General features: G+C 65.6%; 18 protein-coding genes and 1 tRNA gene. 7 read left to right on the forward strand and 12 right to left on the reverse strand.

Features of this window, described 5'->3' with window-relative positions; genetic code table 11:
- The first annotated feature begins 590 nt into the window (after positions 1-590).
- Positions 591-1,028, forward strand: a complete 438-nt coding sequence (locus SPHN_RS13300; protein WP_248524050.1) for a hypothetical protein — start codon at positions 591-593, stop codon at positions 1,026-1,028.
- 172 nt (positions 1,029-1,200) lie between these two features.
- On the opposite strand, the gene SPHN_RS13305 is transcribed toward SPHN_RS13300, so the two are convergent.
- Entirely contained in the window at positions 1,201-1,959 is a 759-nt protein-coding gene (locus SPHN_RS13305) for a DUF1134 domain-containing protein (RefSeq protein ID WP_248524052.1), read from the reverse strand.
- Between the two features lie 232 nt (positions 1,960-2,191).
- Here SPHN_RS13305 and SPHN_RS13310 point away from each other — a divergent pair.
- Positions 2,192-2,284, forward strand: a tRNA-Ser gene (locus SPHN_RS13310).
- A 286-nt stretch (positions 2,285-2,570) separates the two neighbouring features.
- Here SPHN_RS13310 and SPHN_RS13315 read toward each other — a convergent pair.
- The 5 genes from SPHN_RS13315 to SPHN_RS13335 form a co-directional block, all read right to left on the reverse strand.
- The gene (locus SPHN_RS13315; RefSeq protein ID WP_248524054.1) at positions 2,571-3,638 is read right to left on the reverse strand and encodes a 5-(carboxyamino)imidazole ribonucleotide synthase; all 1,068 of its coding nucleotides are present in this window, start codon (positions 3,636-3,638) and stop codon (positions 2,571-2,573) included.
- A 25-nt stretch (positions 3,639-3,663) separates the two neighbouring features.
- Positions 3,664-4,140 carry a 5-(carboxyamino)imidazole ribonucleotide mutase gene (purE, locus tag SPHN_RS13320; protein ID WP_248524056.1) on the reverse strand — a complete coding sequence of 159 codons (477 nt, stop codon included), beginning with the start codon at positions 4,138-4,140 and terminating at the stop codon, positions 3,664-3,666.
- Positions 4,141-4,318: 178 nt separating this feature from the next.
- Positions 4,319-5,005 carry a 2,3-diphosphoglycerate-dependent phosphoglycerate mutase gene (gene gpmA / locus SPHN_RS13325; RefSeq protein ID WP_248524058.1) on the reverse strand — a complete coding sequence of 229 codons (687 nt, stop codon included), beginning with the start codon at positions 5,003-5,005 and terminating at the stop codon, positions 4,319-4,321.
- A gap of 159 nt (positions 5,006-5,164) precedes the next feature.
- Positions 5,165-6,298: a M14 family metallopeptidase gene (locus tag SPHN_RS13330; RefSeq protein WP_248524060.1), complete on the reverse strand. Its 1,134-nt coding sequence runs from the start codon at positions 6,296-6,298 to the stop codon at positions 5,165-5,167.
- 11 nt (positions 6,299-6,309) lie between these two features.
- Positions 6,310-6,924 (reverse strand): DUF4136 domain-containing protein, encoded by a 615-nt coding sequence (locus SPHN_RS13335; RefSeq protein ID WP_248524062.1) that lies wholly within the window; start codon positions 6,922-6,924, stop codon positions 6,310-6,312.
- 172 nt (positions 6,925-7,096) lie between these two features.
- Between SPHN_RS13335 and ykgO the strand changes: the two genes are divergently transcribed.
- A complete protein-coding gene (gene ykgO, locus SPHN_RS13340) occupies positions 7,097-7,222 on the forward strand; it encodes a type B 50S ribosomal protein L36 (protein ID WP_003046794.1) in 126 nt (41 codons plus the stop codon).
- Between the two features lie 4 nt (positions 7,223-7,226).
- On the forward strand, positions 7,227-7,853 hold the full coding sequence (locus SPHN_RS13345) for an HAD-IA family hydrolase (RefSeq protein ID WP_248524377.1): 627 nt from the start codon (positions 7,227-7,229) through the stop codon (positions 7,851-7,853).
- 83 nt (positions 7,854-7,936) lie between these two features.
- Here the strand turns inward: SPHN_RS13345 and SPHN_RS13350 are convergent, their stop codons facing one another.
- The gene (locus tag SPHN_RS13350; RefSeq protein WP_349238507.1) at positions 7,937-8,539 is read right to left on the reverse strand and encodes a L,D-transpeptidase family protein; all 603 of its coding nucleotides are present in this window, start codon (positions 8,537-8,539) and stop codon (positions 7,937-7,939) included.
- Positions 8,540-8,741: 202 nt separating this feature from the next.
- Between SPHN_RS13350 and SPHN_RS13355 the strand changes: the two genes are divergently transcribed.
- On the forward strand, positions 8,742-9,446 hold the full coding sequence (locus SPHN_RS13355) for a murein L,D-transpeptidase catalytic domain family protein (RefSeq protein ID WP_248524066.1): 705 nt from the start codon (positions 8,742-8,744) through the stop codon (positions 9,444-9,446).
- Between the two features lie 185 nt (positions 9,447-9,631).
- On the opposite strand, the gene SPHN_RS13360 is transcribed toward SPHN_RS13355, so the two are convergent.
- The 5 genes from SPHN_RS13360 to SPHN_RS13380 all read right to left on the reverse strand — a co-directional run bounded on the left by SPHN_RS13360 (position 9,632) and on the right by SPHN_RS13380 (position 19,077).
- Positions 9,632-10,729 (reverse strand): glycosyltransferase family 2 protein, encoded by a 1,098-nt coding sequence (locus tag SPHN_RS13360; protein ID WP_248524068.1) that lies wholly within the window; start codon positions 10,727-10,729, stop codon positions 9,632-9,634.
- The gene (locus SPHN_RS13365) at positions 10,726-13,236 is read right to left on the reverse strand and encodes a DegT/DnrJ/EryC1/StrS family aminotransferase (RefSeq protein WP_248524070.1); all 2,511 of its coding nucleotides are present in this window, start codon (positions 13,234-13,236) and stop codon (positions 10,726-10,728) included. Before SPHN_RS13365 ends, SPHN_RS13360 begins: the two co-directional genes overlap by 4 nt.
- 136 nt (positions 13,237-13,372) lie before the next feature.
- Positions 13,373-15,295: a CocE/NonD family hydrolase gene (locus tag SPHN_RS13370; protein WP_248524073.1), complete on the reverse strand. Its 1,923-nt coding sequence runs from the start codon at positions 15,293-15,295 to the stop codon at positions 13,373-13,375.
- A 639-nt stretch (positions 15,296-15,934) separates the two neighbouring features.
- The gene (locus SPHN_RS13375; RefSeq protein WP_056052504.1) at positions 15,935-16,234 is read right to left on the reverse strand and encodes a hypothetical protein; all 300 of its coding nucleotides are present in this window, start codon (positions 16,232-16,234) and stop codon (positions 15,935-15,937) included.
- Positions 16,235-16,251: 17 nt separating this feature from the next.
- A complete protein-coding gene (locus SPHN_RS13380; protein WP_248524075.1) occupies positions 16,252-19,077 on the reverse strand; it encodes a M16 family metallopeptidase in 2,826 nt (941 codons plus the stop codon).
- Between the two features lie 308 nt (positions 19,078-19,385).
- Here SPHN_RS13380 and SPHN_RS13385 point away from each other — a divergent pair, with 308 nt between their 5' ends.
- Together SPHN_RS13385 and SPHN_RS13390 are read left to right on the forward strand one after the other, a co-directional pair.
- Complete coding sequence (locus tag SPHN_RS13385; protein WP_248524078.1) at positions 19,386-20,063, forward strand: DUF6445 family protein; 678 nt, start codon at positions 19,386-19,388, stop codon at positions 20,061-20,063.
- A gap of 265 nt (positions 20,064-20,328) precedes the next feature.
- Positions 20,329-21,849 carry a M23 family metallopeptidase gene (locus tag SPHN_RS13390; RefSeq protein ID WP_248524081.1) on the forward strand — a complete coding sequence of 507 codons (1,521 nt, stop codon included), beginning with the start codon at positions 20,329-20,331 and terminating at the stop codon, positions 21,847-21,849.
- Positions 21,850-22,023 lie beyond the last annotated feature (174 nt).

Raw genomic sequence — 22,023 nt, forward strand, 5'->3', positions numbered from 1 at the left:
CGCCCGCTCAAATGCACTCGACCGACGTGGGTCCTCTTCCGGGACTCGAACCGCCCGCAGAGGACGGGGAAAAGTCGACCGACGACCCTAAGCACCAGCCCTGCTACGGTCCTCTTCCGGGCACCAGGGTCCCCCCGTTGGGGGGGGCCCATGCGACCGCTCATAGATTTACGAGCGCGCGGCATTTTCCTGCGGCGAAACGACTCCGGAAAAAGCACGGCACGTCAGCGCCTCAACTCAATATTTCCAATCCCAAGCCCTTCGTCCTGGCTTTCCTGAACCGGCCCCACCGCCCTCTGCGAGGCCCATCTACGCTCCACGCTGGCACGCGCCATTGACGACTTTGCCGATCTCGACAGCATGTTCGCAATACAGACGACAAATTCGGCTCTTTTGGCAGAAGTTTCTTTGGCAGAAGTTTCGATAAATTGCGCTGCCTCAGGCTACTGGATTCATCCGCTCTAGAAAATTCTTAGTGACCGCTAATTTTCTAATATGACACGTCTGCGGCAGGCGCTTGTTCTACCATTTCATTCCACCGAAGCATTGCTTCTTGTAATGCTGTTTTTTGCTTCTCAACGGAGTACGTCGTGTTTCTCGAGCTGACCGGCGAGGAAGAGTTGAACCTTGATACTGCCGTCGAGGCCTCGGAGATAATCGGGGTCCAGCTTGACGAGCTAGACGAAGGCTTCCTTCGCGAGTTGGTCGACGCGTTCGCTGTTATCGCTGCGGAATACGGTGGGGAAGCGCAAGAGGTGGTGCGCAATATCCCGTATGGTCTCTATCTCGAAGAAGCGCTCGCCGCCGACGAACCGGTGAGGTTGGCCGAACTAGAGGCATTGCGCGACGCGAGAGATGGAATGCGAGGGCACCAACGCGAGAATTATGTAAGGTCACGCCACCGGTGCCGACATCTTGTCGTCAGTGGCGACCGATACGAATTTTCTACGGATTTGAGTGCGCAGCTTCGGCCTTTGTGGGGCACCGTTTTCCAACGCGGTTGGGATCGGATTCACGCGGCCGAATAGGTCGGTTTCGCCAGAGAGACAGACGCCGATCCTTGCTCCGCGACCCGGTCCCTTTGGGTGCGATTCACCCGCAAATCGTTTCTATCGACTGCGCGCTAAAGACAAATCGGCAGCCGCTAATCTCGGCCGCCAAGTCTTTCATGGTCCGCACGAACTCACGTGCACAACAGGATCAGAACGGCAGCCAGCGGCTTTTGTGCGTAAGATTCATGTATCCGACGTTCACACCTGCGCGCCAGCCGACACCGAGGCGGATCGGGATCAGCACGACGTTGCCGCGCCGAAGATAGGTCGCGGCAAACCCCCCAACGAGGTAGAGGCGCCCCTCCACAGCGGGAAACCGCTTGAAGAGTTCTTCCGTGTCATAAAGATTGTAGACCAGCACAAAGACCTTGTTCGCGTCGCCGCCAACGTCGAACCCAACCGATGGCCCGGTCCAGTACACCGGCTGCTGGCCCTCGACCTTGTGGCTCATGATGCCCGAGCCGTAGCGCACGCCGAGAATGAACGCCCCCGAGGCTTCGCGGCCCGCAATATACGCATTGGGCTGCCCTTGGTCCTTCAGGATATTTTCGAGCAACCCGCCAAGTCCGGCCGCCCCCTTGCCGAAAACGCCTTCGCCCGCAGCCAGCAAGTCATCGCGCTCATAGGTATCGGCCGCCTGCATCGTAGCTTCGGCGCGCGTTTCCGGTGCCTGCGCATTTGCAGGGGGCAGCGGCGCGGGCACGGGCTCTGCTTGAACCGGGGTTTCGGGGTAGGCGGGCCGCGATGGCTGGGTCGTCGCCTGCCCGCGCGCCGGGGACGAATACGCTTGCGGGGCGAGATCACCGTCGATCGCCTGATTGGGATCGATCGTGCGGACCTGCGCCGATACGGTGCCGCCGCAAAGGGCTGCCGCAAAGGCACCCAAGCCAAGCCAGAAGCTGCGCATGTCGATCGATCCCCAAATACCTGCCGTCGGTGGATTAACCAACGTCTGTCTTGCGGCGCAATGAACGAACGGGATGCGCGTGTCGAATTCGGGCGAATTCGGGATGAACGACGGGTTTGTGAACCACGCCCACCGCGCCGCCCCAACGAGCAGAGGGGAATTCACACGACACCTTATTACTACCGTTGCTCCATACGCCGACCCTCGCTATAGCCCCGCATCTGCTGCAGCCGGAGACGTGGGTGAGTGGCTGAAACCAGCGGTTTGCTAAACCGCCGTACCGGGTTTACTGGTACCGAGGGTTCGAATCCCTCCGTCTCCGCCAAACTATGCCAAATCGGTTTGCCCTTCGGGATCCCTCATTCCCAGCATGACTGGCTATGGTGTGAGGCATCGGACGGGTCGGCTGCTAATACGCATCTCTTACCGATAGTCTTAGACCGTCGCTGCTGGAACGGTGAGCGGCAAAACGTTCAGTGCGTGGCTCTGATGCATAATATCGCAATATGGCGTGCATCCGCCCCAAGCGGCTGCACGGGGCATCACAGCATGAAGCTAGCTGCTCTTCCCATAAATCATCCGAAACGCACTGCGAGTCCGTCGTGGAAGCGTTAGCGGATCACGCGCGTGACGTGGCCCATCTTTCGGCCCGGACGCGCTGTGCCCTTACCATAGAGGTGGAGGTGCGCGCCTGGTTCGGCGAGCAACTCCGCCCAACGGTTCGCGTCGTTGCCGATCAGGTTTTCCATCGTCGCTTCACGCCCGGTCAGCGTCGTTGCGCCCAGCGGCAGGCCACAAATCGCGCGAATGTGGTTTTCGAATTGCGAGCATTCGGCGCCTTCGATCGTCCAATGGCCGGAATTGTGCACGCGCGGTGCCATCTCGTTGAAGACCGGGCCGTCGGCGCCGACGAAGAACTCGCAGGCCAGCACGCCGACATAGTCGAGTTCGGCTGCGATCCGTTCGGCGAGCGCGGCGGCCTCGTCGGCCTGAGCCAGCACGGGAGCGGGTGCGGGGACGGTCGAGTGGCGGAGGATCGCATCCCGGTGGACGTTGAGCGGCGAATCATATCGTGCCGTGCGCCCGTCGTGGCCCCGCGCGATCAGGATCGAGAATTCATGGTCGAAGGGAACGAACGCTTCGAGGACCGCGGGGCCGCCGATCGTGTTCCAGGCGGCCTGCGCGCCATCCGGAGCGTCGATCTTGACCTGGCCTTTGCCGTCATAGCCGAACCGGGCGGTCTTGAGGATGGCGGGCGTGCCGATCGCCTTCAGGCCTGCCTGCAAGCTTTCGAGGCTGTCGACTGCGGCCCAAGGCGCCGGGCGGCCGCCGACGCTCTCCACGAAGCGTTTCTCGCCGATCCGCTCCTGAGCGACGCGGAGCGCGCGCGGGCTCGGGTGGACGGGGACGCGGTCGGCGAGCCATTCGACCGGCTCGACGTCGATGTTTTCGAACTCGTAGGTCACGACGTCGCAGGCATCGGCAAAGTCGGCGAGCACGATGCGGTTGTGATAGTCGGCGCGCGTCATCGTCGAGGCGGACTGCGCGGCGACGCTCTCCTGGTCGGGCGCGAGCACGTGCGTGTGATGGCCGAGCTGCGCCGCGGCGGTGGCGAGCATGCGGCCGAGCTGGCCGCCGCCGAGGATGCCGATGGTCGATCCGGGAGGAAGCGGCGTCATGTCAGCGTCTTTCAGGCTATCGTCTTCAGGCGGGGTCGGTGGCGACGGCGTCGGTTTGTGCGGCGCGCCAGGCTTTGAGGCGTTCGGCCAGCGCATCGTCGGACGTCGCGAGGATCGCCGCGGCGAGCAGCCCCGCGTTGATCGCGCCGGGCTTGCCGATCGCGAGCGTGCCGACGGGGATACCGCCGGGCATCTGGACGATCGAGAGCAGGCTATCCATCCCCTTCAGCGCCTTCGATTCGACGGGCACGCCGAGCACCGGGAGATGCGTCATCGAGGCGGCCATACCGGGGAGATGCGCCGCGCCGCCGGCGCCTGCGATCACCACCTTCAGGCCGCGATCGGCGGCGGTGGTCGCATAGTCGTAGAGGCGTTGCGGGGTGCGGTGGGCGGAGACGACCTTGGTCTCGTAAGCGACGTCGAGCGCGTCGAGCGTCTCGGCGGCGTGGCGCATCGTCTCCCAATCGGAAGTGCTGCCCATGATGATGCCGACTAGAGCCATTTCCGTCCCCGGATCAAAGGAGCGCCGTGCCTAGCGATGGGCGGGGGTTAGGGCAACCGTCGCCCGACTTCCGCCCCTCCTCCGTCATCCTGGGCTCGACCCAGGATCCAGAGCCACGAATGCCGCCGCCCTTGGCTCTGCATCCTGACTTTCGTCAGGATGACGGGGGGTGTAGGTATCAGCGCTCGCTCAGGTAATACCGGTCAGTGGCGTTCAGGTCCGAATCAAGTTCGTAGACGATCGGCTGGCCGGTCGGGATCTCGAGGCTGGTGATCTCGTCGTCGGGGATGTTGGAGAGGTGCTTGACCAGCGCGCGGAGCGAGTTGCCGTGCGCGGATATCAGGATGCGCTGGCCGTCCTTCAGCGCGGGGGCGATGCGCTCGTCCCAGTAGGGGAGGACGCGAGCGATGGTGTCCTTGAGGCTCTCGGTCTTGGGGATCGCGATGCCGTCGTAGCGGCGGTCCTTCGACAGGTCGAAGGCGCTGCCGTCCTCCAGCACGGGGGGCGGGACGTCGAAGCTGCGGCGCCAGGTGTGGACCTGCGCATCGCCGTGCTTGGCCGCGGTCTCCGCCTTGTCGAGCCCGGTGAGGCCGCCATAATGCCGTTCGTTCAGGCGCCAGTCCTTCTCGACCGGGAGCCAGAGCCGGCCCATCGCCTCCAGTGCGATGTTGAGCGTCTTGATCGCCCGCGTCTGGAGGCTGACGAAGGTCTGGTCGAAGTCGAGGCCCTTGGCGGCCATCAGTTCGCCTGCGGCCTTGGCCTCGGCCTCGCCCTTGGCGGTCATGTCGACGTCCCACCAGCCGGTGAAGCGGTTCTCGAGGTTCCAGGTGGACTGGCCGTGGCGGATCAGGACTAGGGTCGGCATGCGGGCTCCTGCGATGGCGGGACTGAAACGAAAAACGCGATGCCCCTCTATCCGTCATCCTGACGAAAGTCAGGATCCAGAGCCAAGAAGGACGGCGCCCTGTCACCCTGGGTCCTGACTTTCGTCAGGATGACGGTAGATCGAGGGCGATGCGGGCAGTCAGATTTCGTCGATCATGTCGGCGAGCGTCTCCAGCATCGCATGCGCAAGCTGTTTCGAGCGCTGGGGCGACCAGCCGAATTCGGGATCAGCGTTGGCATCGTGATCTTTGAACGGCATTTCCAAGGTCATCGACACCGCGCCGAAGCGCTCGGCGAGCTGATTGGTCGACATCGACAGGTTCGCGGTGCCAGCCGCGGACTTGGGATAGCCCTTTTCGGTCTGGAAATCGGGCGTGTGCGCGGCGAGCCGCCGGCCGTATTCGTAGAATTTGTCGCCATGCGCGTCGGTCCAGGACGGGATGCCTTCGAAACCTGCGATGAAGTTTGCAGGGATTGCCTCGTCGCCGTGGATGTCCATCGCGACGTCGACGCCGGTCTGGTCCATCGCGTTACGCACGCACAGGACTTCGGGGCTCTTCTCAGTGCTGGGCGTGTGCCATTCGCGGTTGAGATTCACCCCCACCGCGTTGGTGCGCAGATGACCGCGGCGCGTGCCGTCGGGGTTCATATTGGGGACGATGTTGAAGGTCGCCTTCGCGAGCAGATCGGCGGTGATCGGGTCGGCCGAATCGGTGAGCCGCTCCAGCGCGCCTTCCATCCACCATTCGGTCATCGATTCGCCGGGATGCTGGCGCCCGTAGATCCAGACCTGCTTCGGGCCGTTGCCGATCGTGAAGCAGTCGATCGCCTGACCGTCGAGCGACTGGCCGAGTTCGCGGTGCGCGACGCCCGGCAACAGCGCGGTACGGGCCACCAGCGCCTCGTGCATTTCCATCGTGTACGGCGCGAAATAGGCGAACCAGGCGAGATCGGTATCGGCGGTGAAATCGAATTCGAGCACGCCGTCCGCATAGCGCGTCTCGATCATCCGCCATGCCTGGCGATCGGTGCTGGCGCGGGTCTTGTAGCCCGGCCAGCCGAACGGATAGGCCGACTTGCCCGCGTTGAGGATACGATAGGTCAGCGTCCGGCCTGCCGCGCCCGCCACGCGGAAATAGAACCACTGGAAGAAGTCGGACTGGTGATCCGTGACGATCTCCAGGTCGATTCGGTCCCCGTCGATGGCGACAACACGGATGTTGCCGCCATCGAAGGCTGCGTTGATGGTAACGGGAGTAGCGGCGGGACTCATAGGCTGGTCGTTCATTTCACCTGAATAGTGCGACCGGACTCGCCGGGGAACCCCATGAACAAGGCGCGCGCCAGCTTCGCGGCCTGGATATCGGTGCGTGCGTCCTCCTTGCGGGCGTCGGCGAACGACTGCGCGCGACCTTCCCAGACGGGCGACTGGTCGGCGGTGCGCTTGATCGTCACCGACAGTTCGGACACGAGGATCGCGGTGCTCCCGCCGCCACCGATCGGGAAGCCGACCCCGCCGCCAAGACCGACGCCGCCACCGCCACGACCGCCGCTGAAGCCGCCGCCGCCCAGACCGATGCTGATCGGCGAGCGCTTGGGTGGGCCAGCCTGCGTGGTGCGGGTGAAGCCCACGGTCGCGACCAGTGGCGGCTTAGCGCCCGGCGTCGGCACGCTATACCCCACCTTCAACAACTCGCCCTGCACGGCGGCGGCGTAGGTCTTGAACTCAAGGCTGGCGGGGCCGCCGCCAGTGAGCGGTTGCACGGCGATCGTCCCGCGGTCGATCGGTTCGCCGAGATGATAGCGCAGCACCTCGGTCGGGGGCAGCGACGGGCCGGTCGCGCACGCGGTGAGGGATGCGCCTGCCAGCGCCAGGACCAGGATCGAACGTACCGCCATCGGGACTTCCTTAGAATGTTGCGCTATAGTAACGCTCCGACCAGCCGAGTGGGTTCCCGGATGGGAGGCCCTCTGCTGGTAGGAGCGTGTCCGTTGCTTGACTTGGACACACCCCGCCATTAGGCGATCCCGTCTTTCCGCACACCTAGATTTGAAAAGAAGCGAATCGATCATGAAGATCCGCAATTCCCTGAAGTCGCTCAAGGATCGTCACCGCGATAACCGCGTGATCCGTCGTCGTGGCCGTACCTACGTCATCAACAAGACCAACCGTCGCTTCAAGGCACGCCAGGGCTAACCTCCTGAAGACCGCCGTCATTTTCGACGTCGGTCGCGTCCTTTACGACTGGGATCCGCGGATCCTGTACGAGCGCCTGATCGACGACGATCGGGCGCTCGACGCGTTCCTGCGCGATGTCGTGACGATCGACTGGCATTTCCAGCACGACGCTGGTCGCGACTTCGCCGACACCTCGGCGGAGCTGGCCGCGTTGCATCCGCAGCATGCCGACCTGATCGCCGCCTGGGGGCCGCGATTCAGCGAGAGCATCGGTGCGCGAATCGCGGGCATGCACGAGATCGTCGAGGAGCTCGATTCGGCCGGCGTCCCGCTGTTCGCGATCACGAACTTCAGCCACGAGTTCTGGCCACCCTTCCGCGCGCGCGAAGCAGCGCTGTTCGACCGGTTCCGCGACGTGGTCGTGTCGGGCGAGGAGAAGATGGTGAAGCCGGATCCGGCGATCTATCGGCTGGCGCTGAAGCGATTCGGGCTGGCGGCGGAAGACGCTGTGTTCGTCGACGACAATGCGGCGAACGTTGCGGCGGCGCGAGCGCTCGGGATCGAATCGGTGCTGTTCACGGACGCTGCGGATTTTCGTGCGCGGTTGGTCGAGCTGGGGCTCCCGATCGCCCAGCATTCGTCATCCTGACGAACGTCAGGACCCAGAGCCATTAGCGTCGAGGCCTGTTACTCTGGATCCTGACTTTCGTCAGGATGACGGGGTGGGGTCGTTCACTGGCTCAGCGAAACAGACTGGCGCAAATTGGCGATCGCGGTTTCCTGATCCGGGACCGGCGGCTCCGGCATAACGCCGCCCTCGAAATCGTCCATCACCGTCACGGCCGTCCCCAGCGTCGTGACCCCGAACAACTGCTTGGCGAAGCCGAGCGGCACGCGGATGCAGCCGTGCGAATCGGGGAAGCCCGGGTTCCGGCCGGCGTGGATCGCGATGCCGTCCCAGGTCAGCCGCTGCATGAACGGCATCGACGCATCGTTATACAGATTCGATTTGTGGACCGCGTTCTTCTGCAGGATCGGATAGGTGCCGAGCGGCGTGTCCTTGCCGTCCTTGCCGCTGGAGATGGTCGTCGCCGCAATCATCGTCGAGCCACGATAGACGAACGCACGCTGCTCCAGCAGACTGATGACGATGCTGACGGGCTCGCTCGACCCATTGTCCTTCCAGACGAACTGGTTGGGCGAGAGCGCGGTCGCGGCCTGCTCGATCGGCGTTGCTGCCAGTGCGACCGCCGACGCAGCCAGCGCGGGCTTGGCGCCCGCGAACAGCGCGAAGGCCAACCCGATTGCCATGACTGACCGCACCATCCCGCTCATCGTCCCGCCGCCTTCGATTCCCGATATTTCGTCCAACGCACGATTCTCTGGAACGTGCCGCCGCGCAGATGAGTCGACGAACCGACCCCAAGCCGGGGTAGTTCGAGGGAACAGACCCACAACCGGTGGAAATGGTTGCAGAATATTCACGGAAAATCCGCTATATGGATATTCAAGAAACGGGGCAATTTCGGGAAAATCGATGCACGACGAGCAAGGTCTTGTGCGCGAACGACGCGCGCTTCTGAAGAATAGTTTGGTATTGGCGGGGGCTCTGGCGGTACCGGGTGCCGTCTCCGCGACGACACGGCTCGGCCGCCCGCTGACTGCGCGCGACCTGAAGCCGATGTCGCAGCCGCCATTGCCGCGCACGACGGTTGCGGTGACGTCGCCGAAGGTGGTTCGCCCCGACCTGCTGCGCCAAGCGATGGCGTCGCTCAGCCGTCACGGCAGCCGCATTCAGCATCACGACCGCATCGCGATCGCCGATTTCGCGGCGCCGTCGGGAAAGCCGCGCTTCCACTTCATTGACCTCGCCAGCGGGCGCAGCACGTCGTTGCTGGTCGCGCACGGCAGCGGTTCGGATCCGGCGCATACCGGGTATCTGGAGCGCTTCTCGAACCGCTTCGGCTCGAACGCCTCGTCCGAGGGCGCGTTCGTCACTGACGACTACTACGTCGGCAAGCATGGCCGCTCGCAGCGCCTGATCGGGCTCGATCCGACCAACGACAACGCGCTGGACCGTGCGATCGTGGTGCATTCGGCCTGGTATGCGAACAAGGACATGATCGAGACCCACGGCATGCTCGGTCGCAGCCAGGGCTGCTTCGCGGTCGGCGAGCGCGATCTCGACCAGGTGTTCGCCCGGCTCGGTGCCGGCCGGATGATCTACGCGGCGAAGGTCTGAACTTGTAGCGGTCATCTCGATTCATTATCGTCATCCCAGCGAAAGCTGGGATATCCCGGTTTGGCGGGCGTCACCTGACACGTGAATTACCCCAGCTTTCGCTGGGGTGACGGATTGAGGCTAGGGGTTACGTACGAGCAATCGCCGCGACTGGCGTTCAGATTTCCGACGCGACGGTGATTTCCCTACTCCGCAGTCTGCGCCATCCGGCTTTGCTCCATCCGCCGGCGCGCGCGGCGGACGCCGCCGATGAGGCCCGACCACAGCAGCGCCTCCAGTCCGGCATAGCCCAGCCCGAGATGATCGGGCCGCACCGCCAGCACGTCCGCCAACCGCACCGTTCCCGCGCGCAGACCCGCCCGGCCGATATCACCCCAGCGTCGCGCGGTTTCCCAACGGATCAGGCGGATGTCGTGTGCGGAACAGTCGTGCGTCGCGAGGAAATCCGCCTGGATCACGCTCAGCGCACTGCCCAGCGTCGCCAGCGCGGCACGATCGGGGACCGGGCGCTTGGCCATGTTGTGCAGCATGATCAGCCGCGCGACCCGCTCCGCACGATCGTCGAACAGCCGGGCATAGCGTTCGGTCAGGACGCGGACCGAGGCCGCCTCCATCGTGTCGACGAAGCGCTTCGAGACGCCGCCGGGATGGACGCGGTACAGCACCAGCGCCTCGTCGAGCCGCGCGATCGCACCGAAATGCTGGATCCGCTGATACAGGTCGAAATCCTCGGCATACAGAAGCTCGGGTCGCGTCACCGGATCGAGCCGCCGCGCCACCTCGGTCCGCATCATCGTCGACGACCAGACCAGCGGGTTCTCGATGCAGGTCAGCCACGCGACCAACGCGGGCGTGGTGGTCGGCGCATAGCTGGAAGGGCCGACCAAGCCGGCGGTCAAAAGTTCGGCCGCGGTGCCCAGCAGCACGGTGTCGGGGTGCGCGTCGAGATACGCCACTTGCCGCGCGAAGCGATCGGGGCGGCAGATATCGTCATGATCGAGCGCGGCGATGTAGCGCCCGCGCGCCTCGGCGAAACCGCGGTTGCGCGCGAGCACCGGGCCGCCGTTCTTCGCCATCACGACCAGTCGCACGCGCGGATCGGGCCAGGCGCGCACCACCTCACGCGTGTCGTCGGTCGAGCAGTCGTCGACCACGATCACCTCGAAATCGCCGAAAATCTGCGCCTGGAGGCTGGCGAGCGTCTCCTCGATCAGACCGGCGCCATTATACGCGGCCATGACCACGCTGACGGCGGGGTCGGCGTTTCGAACGCTCGGCGTCACGCGGCCGCCAGCGCCTTCGACGCCATCACCTGATCGATGATCATCAAGCCCACATCGTTCTGCCAGAGCCACAAGCCATTGGCCTGCCCCGAAAAACTGCTTTCGCCGCCAAGCGCACCCCAGGGTACGAAACCCGCCGCCAGTCCCAGCCCGTACAGCCCGGGGATCGGCGCGCCATCGGCATCGACGATCCGGCAATGGCGGTCGACCATCGGCTGCCCGTCATGCGCCGCGAGCGGTATCTGGGTCCCGTCGCGATCGGCGATCGGCATGCCGATCGGGCGATAGCCGAGCGCGGCAACGACCAGGTCCGCCTCCTCGATCACCGCCCGTGCGCGCGTGTCTTCGTCGCCCGAAATGCGGTGCAGTGTCACCCGCGGATCGGGCGCGCGACCGTCGATGCCGAGCATCCGCAGCACCAGATCGCGCGCCTCGAGGCGGAAGCCGGCGAGCCGGTAGACGAACCCCGACACCGGGCAGATATCGTCGGGGCCGAAATCGGTGAACCCCTCGGCCTGCGCCGCCTCGACCGAATGATAGAAGGGGCGCAGCGGCCGGCGGTGCAGCAGCGTGACCGCCCCTGCCCCCAGCGGCAGCGCCGGCTGGCTTTTCAATAGCAGCGCGATCGTCGTCAGCGCGCTGGTCGAGCCGCCGATCACCGCGATCTTCGGGTTGCGCTTGCCGGTCAGGATATCGGCGACCTTCTCGAACCCGCCGACGGTCAGCACGTCGTCCGACTGGAGCAGGCGTCCGCTCGCCAGGTCGATAAGACGGCCCCCGGCAACGCGCTGCGTCGCAAGCCGGTCGAGCGGCTGGTGCCCGCCGGTCGCGACCACCACGTTGCGCGCGAGCTGGTCGAAGACATGCCCGTCCGACAGCCGGCGGACCTGCACGCTCCACAAGCCGTCGCCGACACGTTTCGCCCCCAGCGCCTCGTGCCCGGTCAGCACGACGCCGCCATTATCCCGGACGATATCGGTCAGCCGGTCGCCGGTCGCGCGCAACAGCGGCCCGACCTCGGTCAGCGGCACGCCCAATGCACCCTCGTGCGCGGCGACCGCACGCCCGGCGGGATGATCGACCAGCCGCGCGAGTTCGGGATGCACGTTGTCGCGCACCGCGGTCAGGAAGGTCTGCGCGGTCGAATCGGAGGTGATCGCGTAGCGTCCGAGCCGCCCGCCGCCGATCGCGTTGCCGCGCTCGATCACCATCAGCCCCGATGCGGCGAGATCGGGCAGCAGGCCGCGCTTGGTCGCCGAGGTCAGCATCGCCGTCCCCGCGGGACCGCCGCCGATCACGACGACCGAGGCGATGGCACCACCCGGGCCGCGTATCGACGCGCGGCGATCGCGTGGCCGGAGAATCGCCGCGCATGCCGAGGCCAGCGCGGTCGCCGCCCGCCGCGCATCCTCGACCGACATTGCGTCGGTGATCGGCAACGACAGCATCCGTCCGGCTATCCTGTCCGCTACCGGAGTCGGCTCGATCATCGCGGTCGCCTGGAACCAGGGCTGTTCGCCGAGATGCGGGCTGAAATACCGGCCACAACCGACGCCGTCCGCCTCGATGCTCTCGACGATCGAGTCGCGGTGGTGCGCGATATGCTCGGGAAGCAGCACTGGCATGAACTGCATCGCGCGACGGCGACCCGACACCGCCTGGAACTGGAAATCGGGCAGCGTCGCGCGGTAGGTCTCGTCCAGCACGGCGCGGTGATCGGCGATCACGTCGATCTCCGCGAGCTTGGCCTGCGCGATGATCGCGGTGATCTCCGGCAGCTTGGCATTGATCCCCGGCAGCGTGGCGTTGCGGCTGCCCTCGAACCCGAAATTCCCCATCGAGCGCAGCGTCGCAATCAGGTCGACGTCGCCGCTGTAAATCAGCCCGCCCTCGCCGACCGCGAACGTCTTGGTCGCGTGCATCGAATGGACCACCGCGAACGGCGCGCGCGCACCGAAGCCCAGCCCCGCCTCGTCGAGCGTGCCGAGCGACGAGGCCGCATCGACGACCACGCCGACGCCGTAGCGCCGCTGGAAATGGACGTAGCGATCAAGGTCGATCGCGTTGCCGAACGTCGCATAGGGCACGACCACGCCGATCCGCTCGCCATAGCGCTGGAGCAACCGCTCCTCCTCCAGCGCGCAGGCACCCCAGTCGTCAGGATCGATATCGCAGACCAGCGGTGTCAGCCCCGCCCACGCCGCCGCCTGCGCGGTCGCGGCGAAGGTGAGCGCGGGCATCAGCGCCAGCGTGCCCTGCTTGGGGTCCAGTCCGCCCGTCCGCATCCCCGACGCATGCCGGATCGCGAGCATCAGCCCCAATGTGGCGTTGCCGACCGCGAGACACGCACCGTGCCCGCCGAACAGCGCATCGGTGACGCCGGCCTCGAACGCGCGAACCTCGGGGCCGTTGTTGCTAAACACCCCCGATGCCTCGACCCGGCGCAACGCATCGAGGTGCTCGCTCAGCCGCGGCGGGTTCGGCGCGATCAGGGGGAGGCGTATCATCGGCGATCCGGTCTGTTGTGCGACAGGTCTATGCCTCCCCGCCCCCTAAGAACCAGTTACGCAAGCAAAGGCCATTCTATGCAAGACGGTTCTTTCCTTACATCACCCCGGACCGCGTCCGGGGTGATGCAGGACTTTAGCGCACCAATGGCAAGCTGATATAGCTTTCGTCCGCGCCCGAAACGGTGATCTTCTGCGTTGCCTTCACGTAATCCTTGGGTTGCGCGAAGAAGATGTTCGGGACGAACGTCTGCGGGTTGCGATCGTAGAGCGGGAACCAGCTCGACTGCACCTGCACCATGATCTTGTGTCCAGGCAGGAACACATGATTGGTGGTCGGCAGCGCGAACTTGTATTTGAGCGGCACGTTGGCGGCGATCGGCTTGGCGACCGCCAGATCCTCGCGGTAACGCCCGCGGAAAATGTCCATCGCAACCGACAATTGATACCCGGCCATCGCCTTCTCGGCAGGGTAGACGTCGGGATACACGTCGATCAGCTTCACCACCCAGTCGCTGTCGGTGCCGCTGGTCGCCGCGGTCAGGTTCACTTCCGGCACACCGGCGATCGTCGTCGGCGCGGTCAGCGCATCGGTGGTGAAGGTCAGCACGTCCGGGCGGCCTGAGACCGCGCGCTGATCGTCGACCAGCCACTGTTTCCACGTCGACCCGCTCGCATAGGTCGGCAGCGTCGGCCGCACGCGGTAGCTGACGGGCGCCGCCGGATCCGAGATATAGTCCGCAGTCGTCGCCGCACCGCCGGTCGCGGTGAAGCCGAGGGCGCCGCCGGGCTTGAGGTAGAGCGGCGTGCCCGCGGTCGGCGCGGTCGGCCACTTGTCGAGCTTCTGCCACTCGTTGCGGCCCGACTGGAACATCGTCACCGGCGCGACGTCCATCGCCGGCTGATCGCTCTTCAGATAATGCGCGAGGAACGGCGCCAGAACGTGCCAGCGCCACCATTTGGCGGTGTCGGCATCCCATTTGATCGCACCCAGTGCGCTGCCGTCGCGCACCTCCTGCCCGTGATACCAGGGCCCCATCGACAGATAGACCATGTCGTTGGCGGTGTCCTTTGGCTCGAGCGCACGGTAGACCGCGGGCGCGCCGTAGATGTCCTCCTGATCCCACAAGCCGCCGACGATCAGCGTCGGCACCTTCAGCGGCTGGCCGGCAAGCACGGTGTCCATCGCCTGCGTGGACCAGAACGAGTCGTACGCGGGATGCTGCGTGATCTTGCGCCAGAAGCCGAGCTGTTCGAGCCCCTGCGCCTTGCCGATCGCGCCCGCCGAGCCGCCCTTGAGGTAATAATCATAGTCGTCGGCGGTGTCGGTGATCCACGGCGTGCCGGCGTCCTTGGTCGCCTCCTGCCCGAGGATATACGGCATCATGCCCTGGCGGAACGCACCGTTGTGGAACCAGTCGTCGCCGCGCCAGCCATCGACCATCGGGTTCATCGGCACCGACACTTTCAACGCCGGATGCGGGTTGATCAGCGCCATCAGTGGCAGGAAGCCGTCATAGCTGATCCCGCTGATCCCGACGCGGCCGTTGGACTCGGGGACATGCTTCACCAGCCAGTCGATCGTGTCGTAGGTGTCGGTCGAATCGTCGGTCTTGGTCGGGTTCTGCGGCGTGCCTGCGCGCGCCGGGTTCATCATGTAGATGCCCTCCGACCCGTGCATCCCGCGGACGTCCTGGATCACGCGGATATAGCCCGCCGCGGCGATCACGTCGCCGGCGCCGTCGCCGTTCTGGAGGATCCCCGCATAGGTGCCGCTGTCGACCTTGGTCTGGCCGTCGGCGTCATAGGGCGTGCGCGTCATCAGGATGCCCGCGTCCTTCGCGCCCTTGGGCACGACGATGACGGTGTGCAACTTCACGCCGTCGCGCATCGGGATCTCGACGACCTTGCGCACATAGTCGTAGCCGACATCGCGCGGCGCCATTTTCGCGGGGCGTTCGTCGTAATTCTGCGCTGTCGCGGGGGTGGTGATCGCGGGGGTGGCGAGCGCAAGCGCGGTGATCGCGCAGGCATTGAGCAAACGAGGCGTAAACTTCATTTTTCTTCTTCCTTCCCTCCCGGACCGAAAAAGAAAAAGGCTCGCCTTTCCGTGCGGAAATACGAGCCCCTCCCATAGTAGCTAGGGTACCGATCGCGTGATCGCTCTCCCCGCTGGTTCGAAAACCACCCAGGTCCAAAGACCGTCACCCCAGCGAACGCTGGGGTCTCCCGCTTGGCGGGTGCCAGTGGCCGCTCGACGAGATCCCAGCTTTCGCTGGGATGACGATGTCGCGGTGGATAACGATACTCGCCCAAGACCGTCACCCCAGCGAACGCTGGGGTCTCCCGCTTGGCGGGTGCCGGTGGCCGCTCGATGAGATCCCAGCTTTCGCTGGGATGACGATGTCGCGGTGGATAACGATACTCGCCCAAGACCGTCACCCCAGCGGACGCTGGGGTCTCTCGCTTGGCGGGTGCCGGTGGACGCTCGGTGAGATCCCAGCTTTCGCTGGGATGACGATGTCGCGGTGGATAACGATACTCGCCCAAGACCGTCACCCCAGCGGACGCTGGGGTCTCTCGCCTGGCGGGTGCCGGTGGCCGCTCGATGAGATCCCAGCTTTCGCTGGGATGACGGTCGCGAGACGGACGACGGCAGGCGTGGCAGACAGAGGTTCGCGGTCGCCACGCCAGACCGTTACGCCGTCCGCGTGCCGGTCAGCGGGAAGCTGCCGAAGGCGCCGGCTGCGACGCTGCCCTTGAGGACGTCGTCCTCGACGGTCGCCTTGCAGTCGAGCGTCATCGGCATCGGCACGGTCATGCTCTGCTTCCAGGTGATCGTGTCGCCATCGACCTCGCCGGTGACGTCCATGCCGCCCATCGCGCCCGATACCGCACCTGTGAAGGTGCTGCCGGCGCTGTTCACGGTCAGCGTCATCTTCTGGTCACCCAGCGGCGACTTGACCACGCAATCCCAGCTGCCATCGACGTTTGCCATTGCACTCTCTCCTGAATTTACTTGGCGCCGGCAACCGACGCCGCGGGGACGACCTCGACCGGCAGACCGATGCTGTCAAGCTGCGGCCGCACCGTCTTCGCATCGCCGACCACGACCCAGATCGTCTTCTTCGGATCGAGCGCCTGCTGGATCGCAGTGTTGAGTTGCGGCAGGTTAAGCCCTTGGTAGCGCTGCGTGATCGTCGCGTAGTAATTATCGGGCCGCTTCAACAGGTCGTTCTGCTGCATTGCGCCGAGCACCGCGTCGGACGTCTCGAAATTGCCCGACAGCGACCGGATCGCGCCGTTGATCGCCCGGTCGAACTCCGCCTGGGTCATCGGCTCCTTGCCGAGGAATGCGTCGATATCACCACGCAGTGCGGCGATCGACGGGCCGGTCTGGTCCGCCTGCACCGGTGCCGACAGGACATAGGGTGCGGCCTGCTCGTTCTGCTGGAACCGTCCCGACACGCCGTACGACCAATGCTTGGTCTCGCGCAGGTCCATGTTGACGCGGCCGAGGAAGCTGCCGCCGAGCGCGTCGTTCGCGGTCGCGATCGGCAACAGGTCCTGCGTGCCCTTGAGCCCGGTCGGCACGCCGGCGACGATCAGCGACTGCGGGCTGTCCGGCCGGTCGATCAGCACGATCTTCGGCGCGGACGGCGTTACGGTCGCGGGGAACGCCTTGGCACCGGGCGCGCCGGTCGGCCGCCACGTGCCGAACCGCGCATCGAGCGCCGCCTTCACCTCGGCGAGCGGACGATCGCTGACGACGAAGATCTTCGCCTTGTCGGGCCGCAGCCACGCCTGCTGGAACGCGACCAGATCGGCGCGGGTCAGCGCCGCCACGGCCTTCGGATCGCCGCTGCCCTGCGCCTTGGCATAGGGCGAGGTCGGCCCGAGCAGCTTCGGCAGGACGCGCGTCGCCAGACCTTGCGGGCTGGTGAGCTCCTGCGCGATCTGCGCGAGCTGCTGGTTCTTGACGCGCGCGACCTCGGCATCGGCGAAGGCCGGGTTCTGCGCGATGTCGGCGAACAGGTCGACTGCCGGCGCCAGGTTCGCACTCGGCACCTGCAACGACAGGAAGGTACGGTCGTTCGATGCGCCGGTGCCGATCTCCGCGCCCAACCGCTCCTTGGCCTCCGCCAGTGCGACCGAATCCCGGGTCGGCGTGCCCTCGTCCATCATCGACAAAGTCAGTTGCTGCGTGCCGAGCTTGCCCGCGACATCCGCTGCGGTGCCGGCATCGAAGCTCAACACCGCCTGCGTCACCGGCACCGCGGTGCGCTGTGCGTAGACGACCTCGATCCCGTTCGCGAGCCGCGCGCGCTCGACGGTCGGGAAGCTGAGGCCAGCGACGGTGCCGACCGCGGGCAATGGCCCTCGCGTCCCCTTGAACGGCGTTTCGGGCGCTGGTGGTACATCGGCCTTGGGCGGCACGACGGCGTTGGCATAGGCATCGCGCGGTCCGGGCACGACGGTCAACGAATAGGCCGGACGCGACAGCCACTTCGCTGCCGCGGCGCGGACGCTCGCCGGCGTCTCGGTGGCCAGTTGCAGGAGCTGTTTCTTGTAGAAGCCGGGATCGTTCGAATACAGCGCGCCCTCCGCCAGCGTCACCGCCTTGCCGCCGAAGCCGCCGACCGATTCCAGCCCCTCCATCGTGTTCGCCGCCGTCGTCGTCGCGACCCGGCTGACTTCATCGGCGGTCGGCCCGTTCTTGATGAAGTCCGCTATGATCTCGTCGATCCGCTTCGACACGAGGGCCGGATCGACGCCTTCCCGGACGATCGCGCGGACCCCGAACATGCCGAGTTGGCTGAAGCTGCGGTTATACGCCGAGATGCTGACGACCAGCTTCTCCTTCTTGACCAGCGCGGTGTCGAACCGGCTGCTGGCGAGCCCGCCGAGCACGCCCGCCGCGACGTCCAGCGCAGTGCCGTCCTTGTCGTTCAGGCCCGGCACCACCCAGTTGCGGCTGATCATCACCGCGGCGACGCGGTCCCTGATCGTCTCGCTCACGGGCGCAGGCAGGGTCGGGATCGGCGCGGGGGGGACGATGCTCTCGGGTCCCTTCGGGATCCCGCCGAAATACTTCTCCGCGAGCGCCTTGCCGGTTGTCGCATCGACGTCGCCGGCCAGCACCAGCACCGCGTTGTTCGGGCCGTAATGATCCTTGAACCAGTCCTTCACGGTCTGCAGCGACGCCGCATCGAGATCCGCCATCGAACCGATCGTGGTGTGGCCGTAGGGGTGATCCGCCGGGAACAGCCCCTCGGTGATCTTGTACTGGGTCAGGCCGTAGGGCTGGTTGTCGCCCTGCCGCTTTTCGTTCTGGACGACGCCGCGCTGCTCGTCGAGCACGCCCTGCGTGATCGCGCCCGTCAGATAGCCCATGCGGTCGGATTCGAGAAACAGCGCGCGATCGAGCGCCGCGGTCGGCACCGTCTCGAAATAATTGGTGCGGTCATAATAGGTGGTGCCGTTGAAGTCGGTCGCGCCGACCTGTTTCAGCGGCTCGAAGAAATCGCCCGGTGCGTTCTCGGACCCGTTGAACATCAGATGCTCGAAGAGATGCGCAAAGCCGGTCTTGCCCTTGGGCTCGAACTTCGACCCGACATTATACCAGACCGACACCGCCACGACGGGCGCCTTGCGATCGGTATGGACGACGACGCGCAGGCCGTTCTTCAGCGTGAACTGCTGGTACGGAATATCGACCGACTTGACCAAGTCGGCGACCGGCGCAGGCTTTGTCGCAAGCGTAGGCTGCTGCGCGTGCACGCCGGTGACCAGAAGCGCGGCGAACGATACGCCGGCGAATACGGAAATCTTCGAAACCATGTGCGCTCATCACCCTGTTCGTCTGTTGCGGGCAGCATACGCACGCCTCCCCCAACGGCAACAAGGATTGCGAAATCAATCGGTAACGGAGCAATCGGCCGGCGACGCACTTGACGGAAGGCGGCAATCGGTAGCTGCGAAGCCGCGGCCTCGCTATCAGGCAGCATGAGCCAAGCACGATCGAGAGGAACGGAGCGCGGGACGCGGGTCGTCATTCCGCGGGGTAGCACCGCGGCGCAGCGTATTGCCGCCATACCGTCCGCCAGAGCCTATTGCGCCGAGGCGATCGTGCCGCCGGGGCGGCGCAGGTGATCCGACCCGACATTTCGGCGCATCACATCGGCACGCAGGGGCAGCCGCTTGCCATTGTCGATGGCTTCCATCCCGATCCCGACGCGCTGCGTGCCCATGCCGCTGCGCATCCTTTCGAGGCCGGGCGCAACCACTATCCCGGGCTGCGCGGTCCGCTTCCTCCGAGCTATCTCGCGGCGATCCGACCCGCGTTGACCGCGGCGTTGTCGGGCGTGTTCTATCACAATGCCGGGTTCACGCTGATCGACGCAAGCTATGCGATGGTGACGACGCCGGCCGATCGACTGACGCTGGCGCAGCGACTGCCGCATGTCGATGCGGTCGATCCAGGCCGCATCGCGCTGGTGCATTATCTCAATCCCGCATGCCGCGACGGGACCGCCTTCTATCGGCACCGCGCGACGGGTGCCGAGACGATCGATGCCATGCAGGCGCCGGACTATTATGCGCGGCTCAATGCCGAACTGGCGCGCGATGGGCCACCAGAGCCATCCTATATCGCCGGCTCGACGCCGTTGTTCGAACAGATCGCGCAGGTCGAGGCGCAGTATAACCGGGCGGTGATCTATCGCAGCGCATCTCTACACAGCGGCGTGATCCCACCGGACACCATGCTGAGCGAAGATCCGTTGCTGGGGCGCCTGACGATCACCGCATTCCTGTTGCTCGACTAGCACGAGGCCACCGGACGCTGGATCACGCCGCCCCTCGCTCGCATCGGCGGCCACGGTCGAATGACGGCGAGATTGCTCGGCGCGAACGACCAACGTTTCGTCGCGACGATCGATCGGCGTGCCGCCGTTTAAGTCGACTTTAGCATATTTTACGGCAGAGGGATTTCATCCGTGCACTGTGCGGCAATCCTGGCCGGCGATTCCCATCGAAGACCCCGCTCGACGACTTCCTCGATTACGCCCTTCAACCACCAAGGCAGCGCGCGTGTTTCTACGGGACGATCAGGGATATGAACTGGCGGGTGCCGCGGGAATGCGCCGCGCCGAGTTGCGCGTGGCATCGTCTTCGGTGCCGCCGTCCCATGATTCAAGAGCGGACAAGCTGCGCATCGCCGCGACACGAATCGACTGGGTTCCGGACCTGGGCGCGCGAATCGGCAGCCTCGACTGGTGGCGCGGGCTGGCGACTTGCACGGCCCTATGCCTGACGACCTGGGCGCTATCGCCGGGAATCAGACCCCTGGTGGGTGCCGTGCCGCAGCCGCTCGTCGGGGCAGAGTGGGACGAGGCGCGCGCGCAGGGCATTGCCCCGATCGGTCAGGGTGCAGCGACCGGCCGACGGATGGCGGCCAACGATCTCGTCGCGCCGCTCGCCGAAGTGCCGGAACGGCCGACGGTGGACCTCTCTGCGACGCTCGGCCAAGGCGATCGGCTCGACCGCGTCCTGATGCGCGCCGGAGTCGGACGTGCCGATGCCAATTCCGCCGCTGCCCTGGTCGCGCAGGCCGTGCCGCTCGACGACATCGCTGCGGGCACCCGAATAGCGTTGACGCTTGGCCGACGTCCGGATCGCACCGTCACCCGACCGCTCGAAACACTCGATTTCCGCGCACGGTTCGATCTCGGGCTCGCCCTGACGCGGACCGCAACGGGGCTGGCGATGCAGCGCAAGCCGATCACGATCGACTCGACGCCGCTGCGGATCCAGGGACTCGTCGGATCGAGCCTATACCGGTCGATGCGCGCCGCAGGGGTGCCGGCCAAGGCCATCGAATCATACATCAAGGCGCTCGCCACGAGGGTTTCGATCGGTCGCGATATCGACGCCGCGGATGGCTTCGACCTGATCATCGAGCGACAGCGCGCGGCGACCGGAGAGACGCGGATCGGGGACCTGCTATTCGCGGGAATCGATCAAGGGCGACGCAAGGTCCAACTCGTTCGCTTCGGGCCAGGCGGCGCGAATGGCGACGGTGATGCCAGCGGCGCGTCGCGAACGGATGGCTGGTTCGACGCCAACGGGCAGACCGAACGGCGCGCGGTGTCCGGCTTGCCGGTGTCGGGCCGCATCACGTCGAACTTCGGCTTGCGCGTGCATCCGCTGCTGGGCTTTACGCGCATGCACAAGGGGCTCGATATCGGTGCGCCGTACGGGACCCCGATCCATGCGATGACTGACGGCATCGTCGCGTTCGCGGGACGGACCGGCGGCTATGGCAATTTCGTCAAGCTGACGCATGGCGGCGGGATGGCGAGCGGCTATGGTCATATGAGCCGGATCGCAGTGTCGTCGGGCACGCGCGTACGGCAGGGTCAGGTGATCGGGTATGTCGGATCGACGGGTATATCGACGGGCCCGCATCTACATTGGGAGGTGTGGAGAAACGGTACGGCGATCAATCCGCGGGCCGTGTCGTTCGCCAGCGCCGCGCAACTTTCGGGCGCATCGCTGCGCGCGTTCAAGGCCAAAGTGGCAAGGCTGCTGGCCGTGAGACCGGGTATCTGACGCCGCGCCGGGACTGCCGTTCGACATGCGGCTTCCAAGGCGGGACGGTCAAAGCCCGGAGCCCGGAGCCCGGCGATTGATCGCGCGCCCAGGGCAGATCGACGTTCGATCGCCACGTCGGCAGGGCGAAGATGGTTCGGATCCGGCGCCGGTGGATCCGATCCTCAGTCCGCC

Source organism: Sphingomonas faeni (genome assembly GCF_023195535.1).
Taxonomy (GTDB): Bacteria; Pseudomonadota; Alphaproteobacteria; order Sphingomonadales; family Sphingomonadaceae; genus Sphingomonas; species Sphingomonas faeni_B.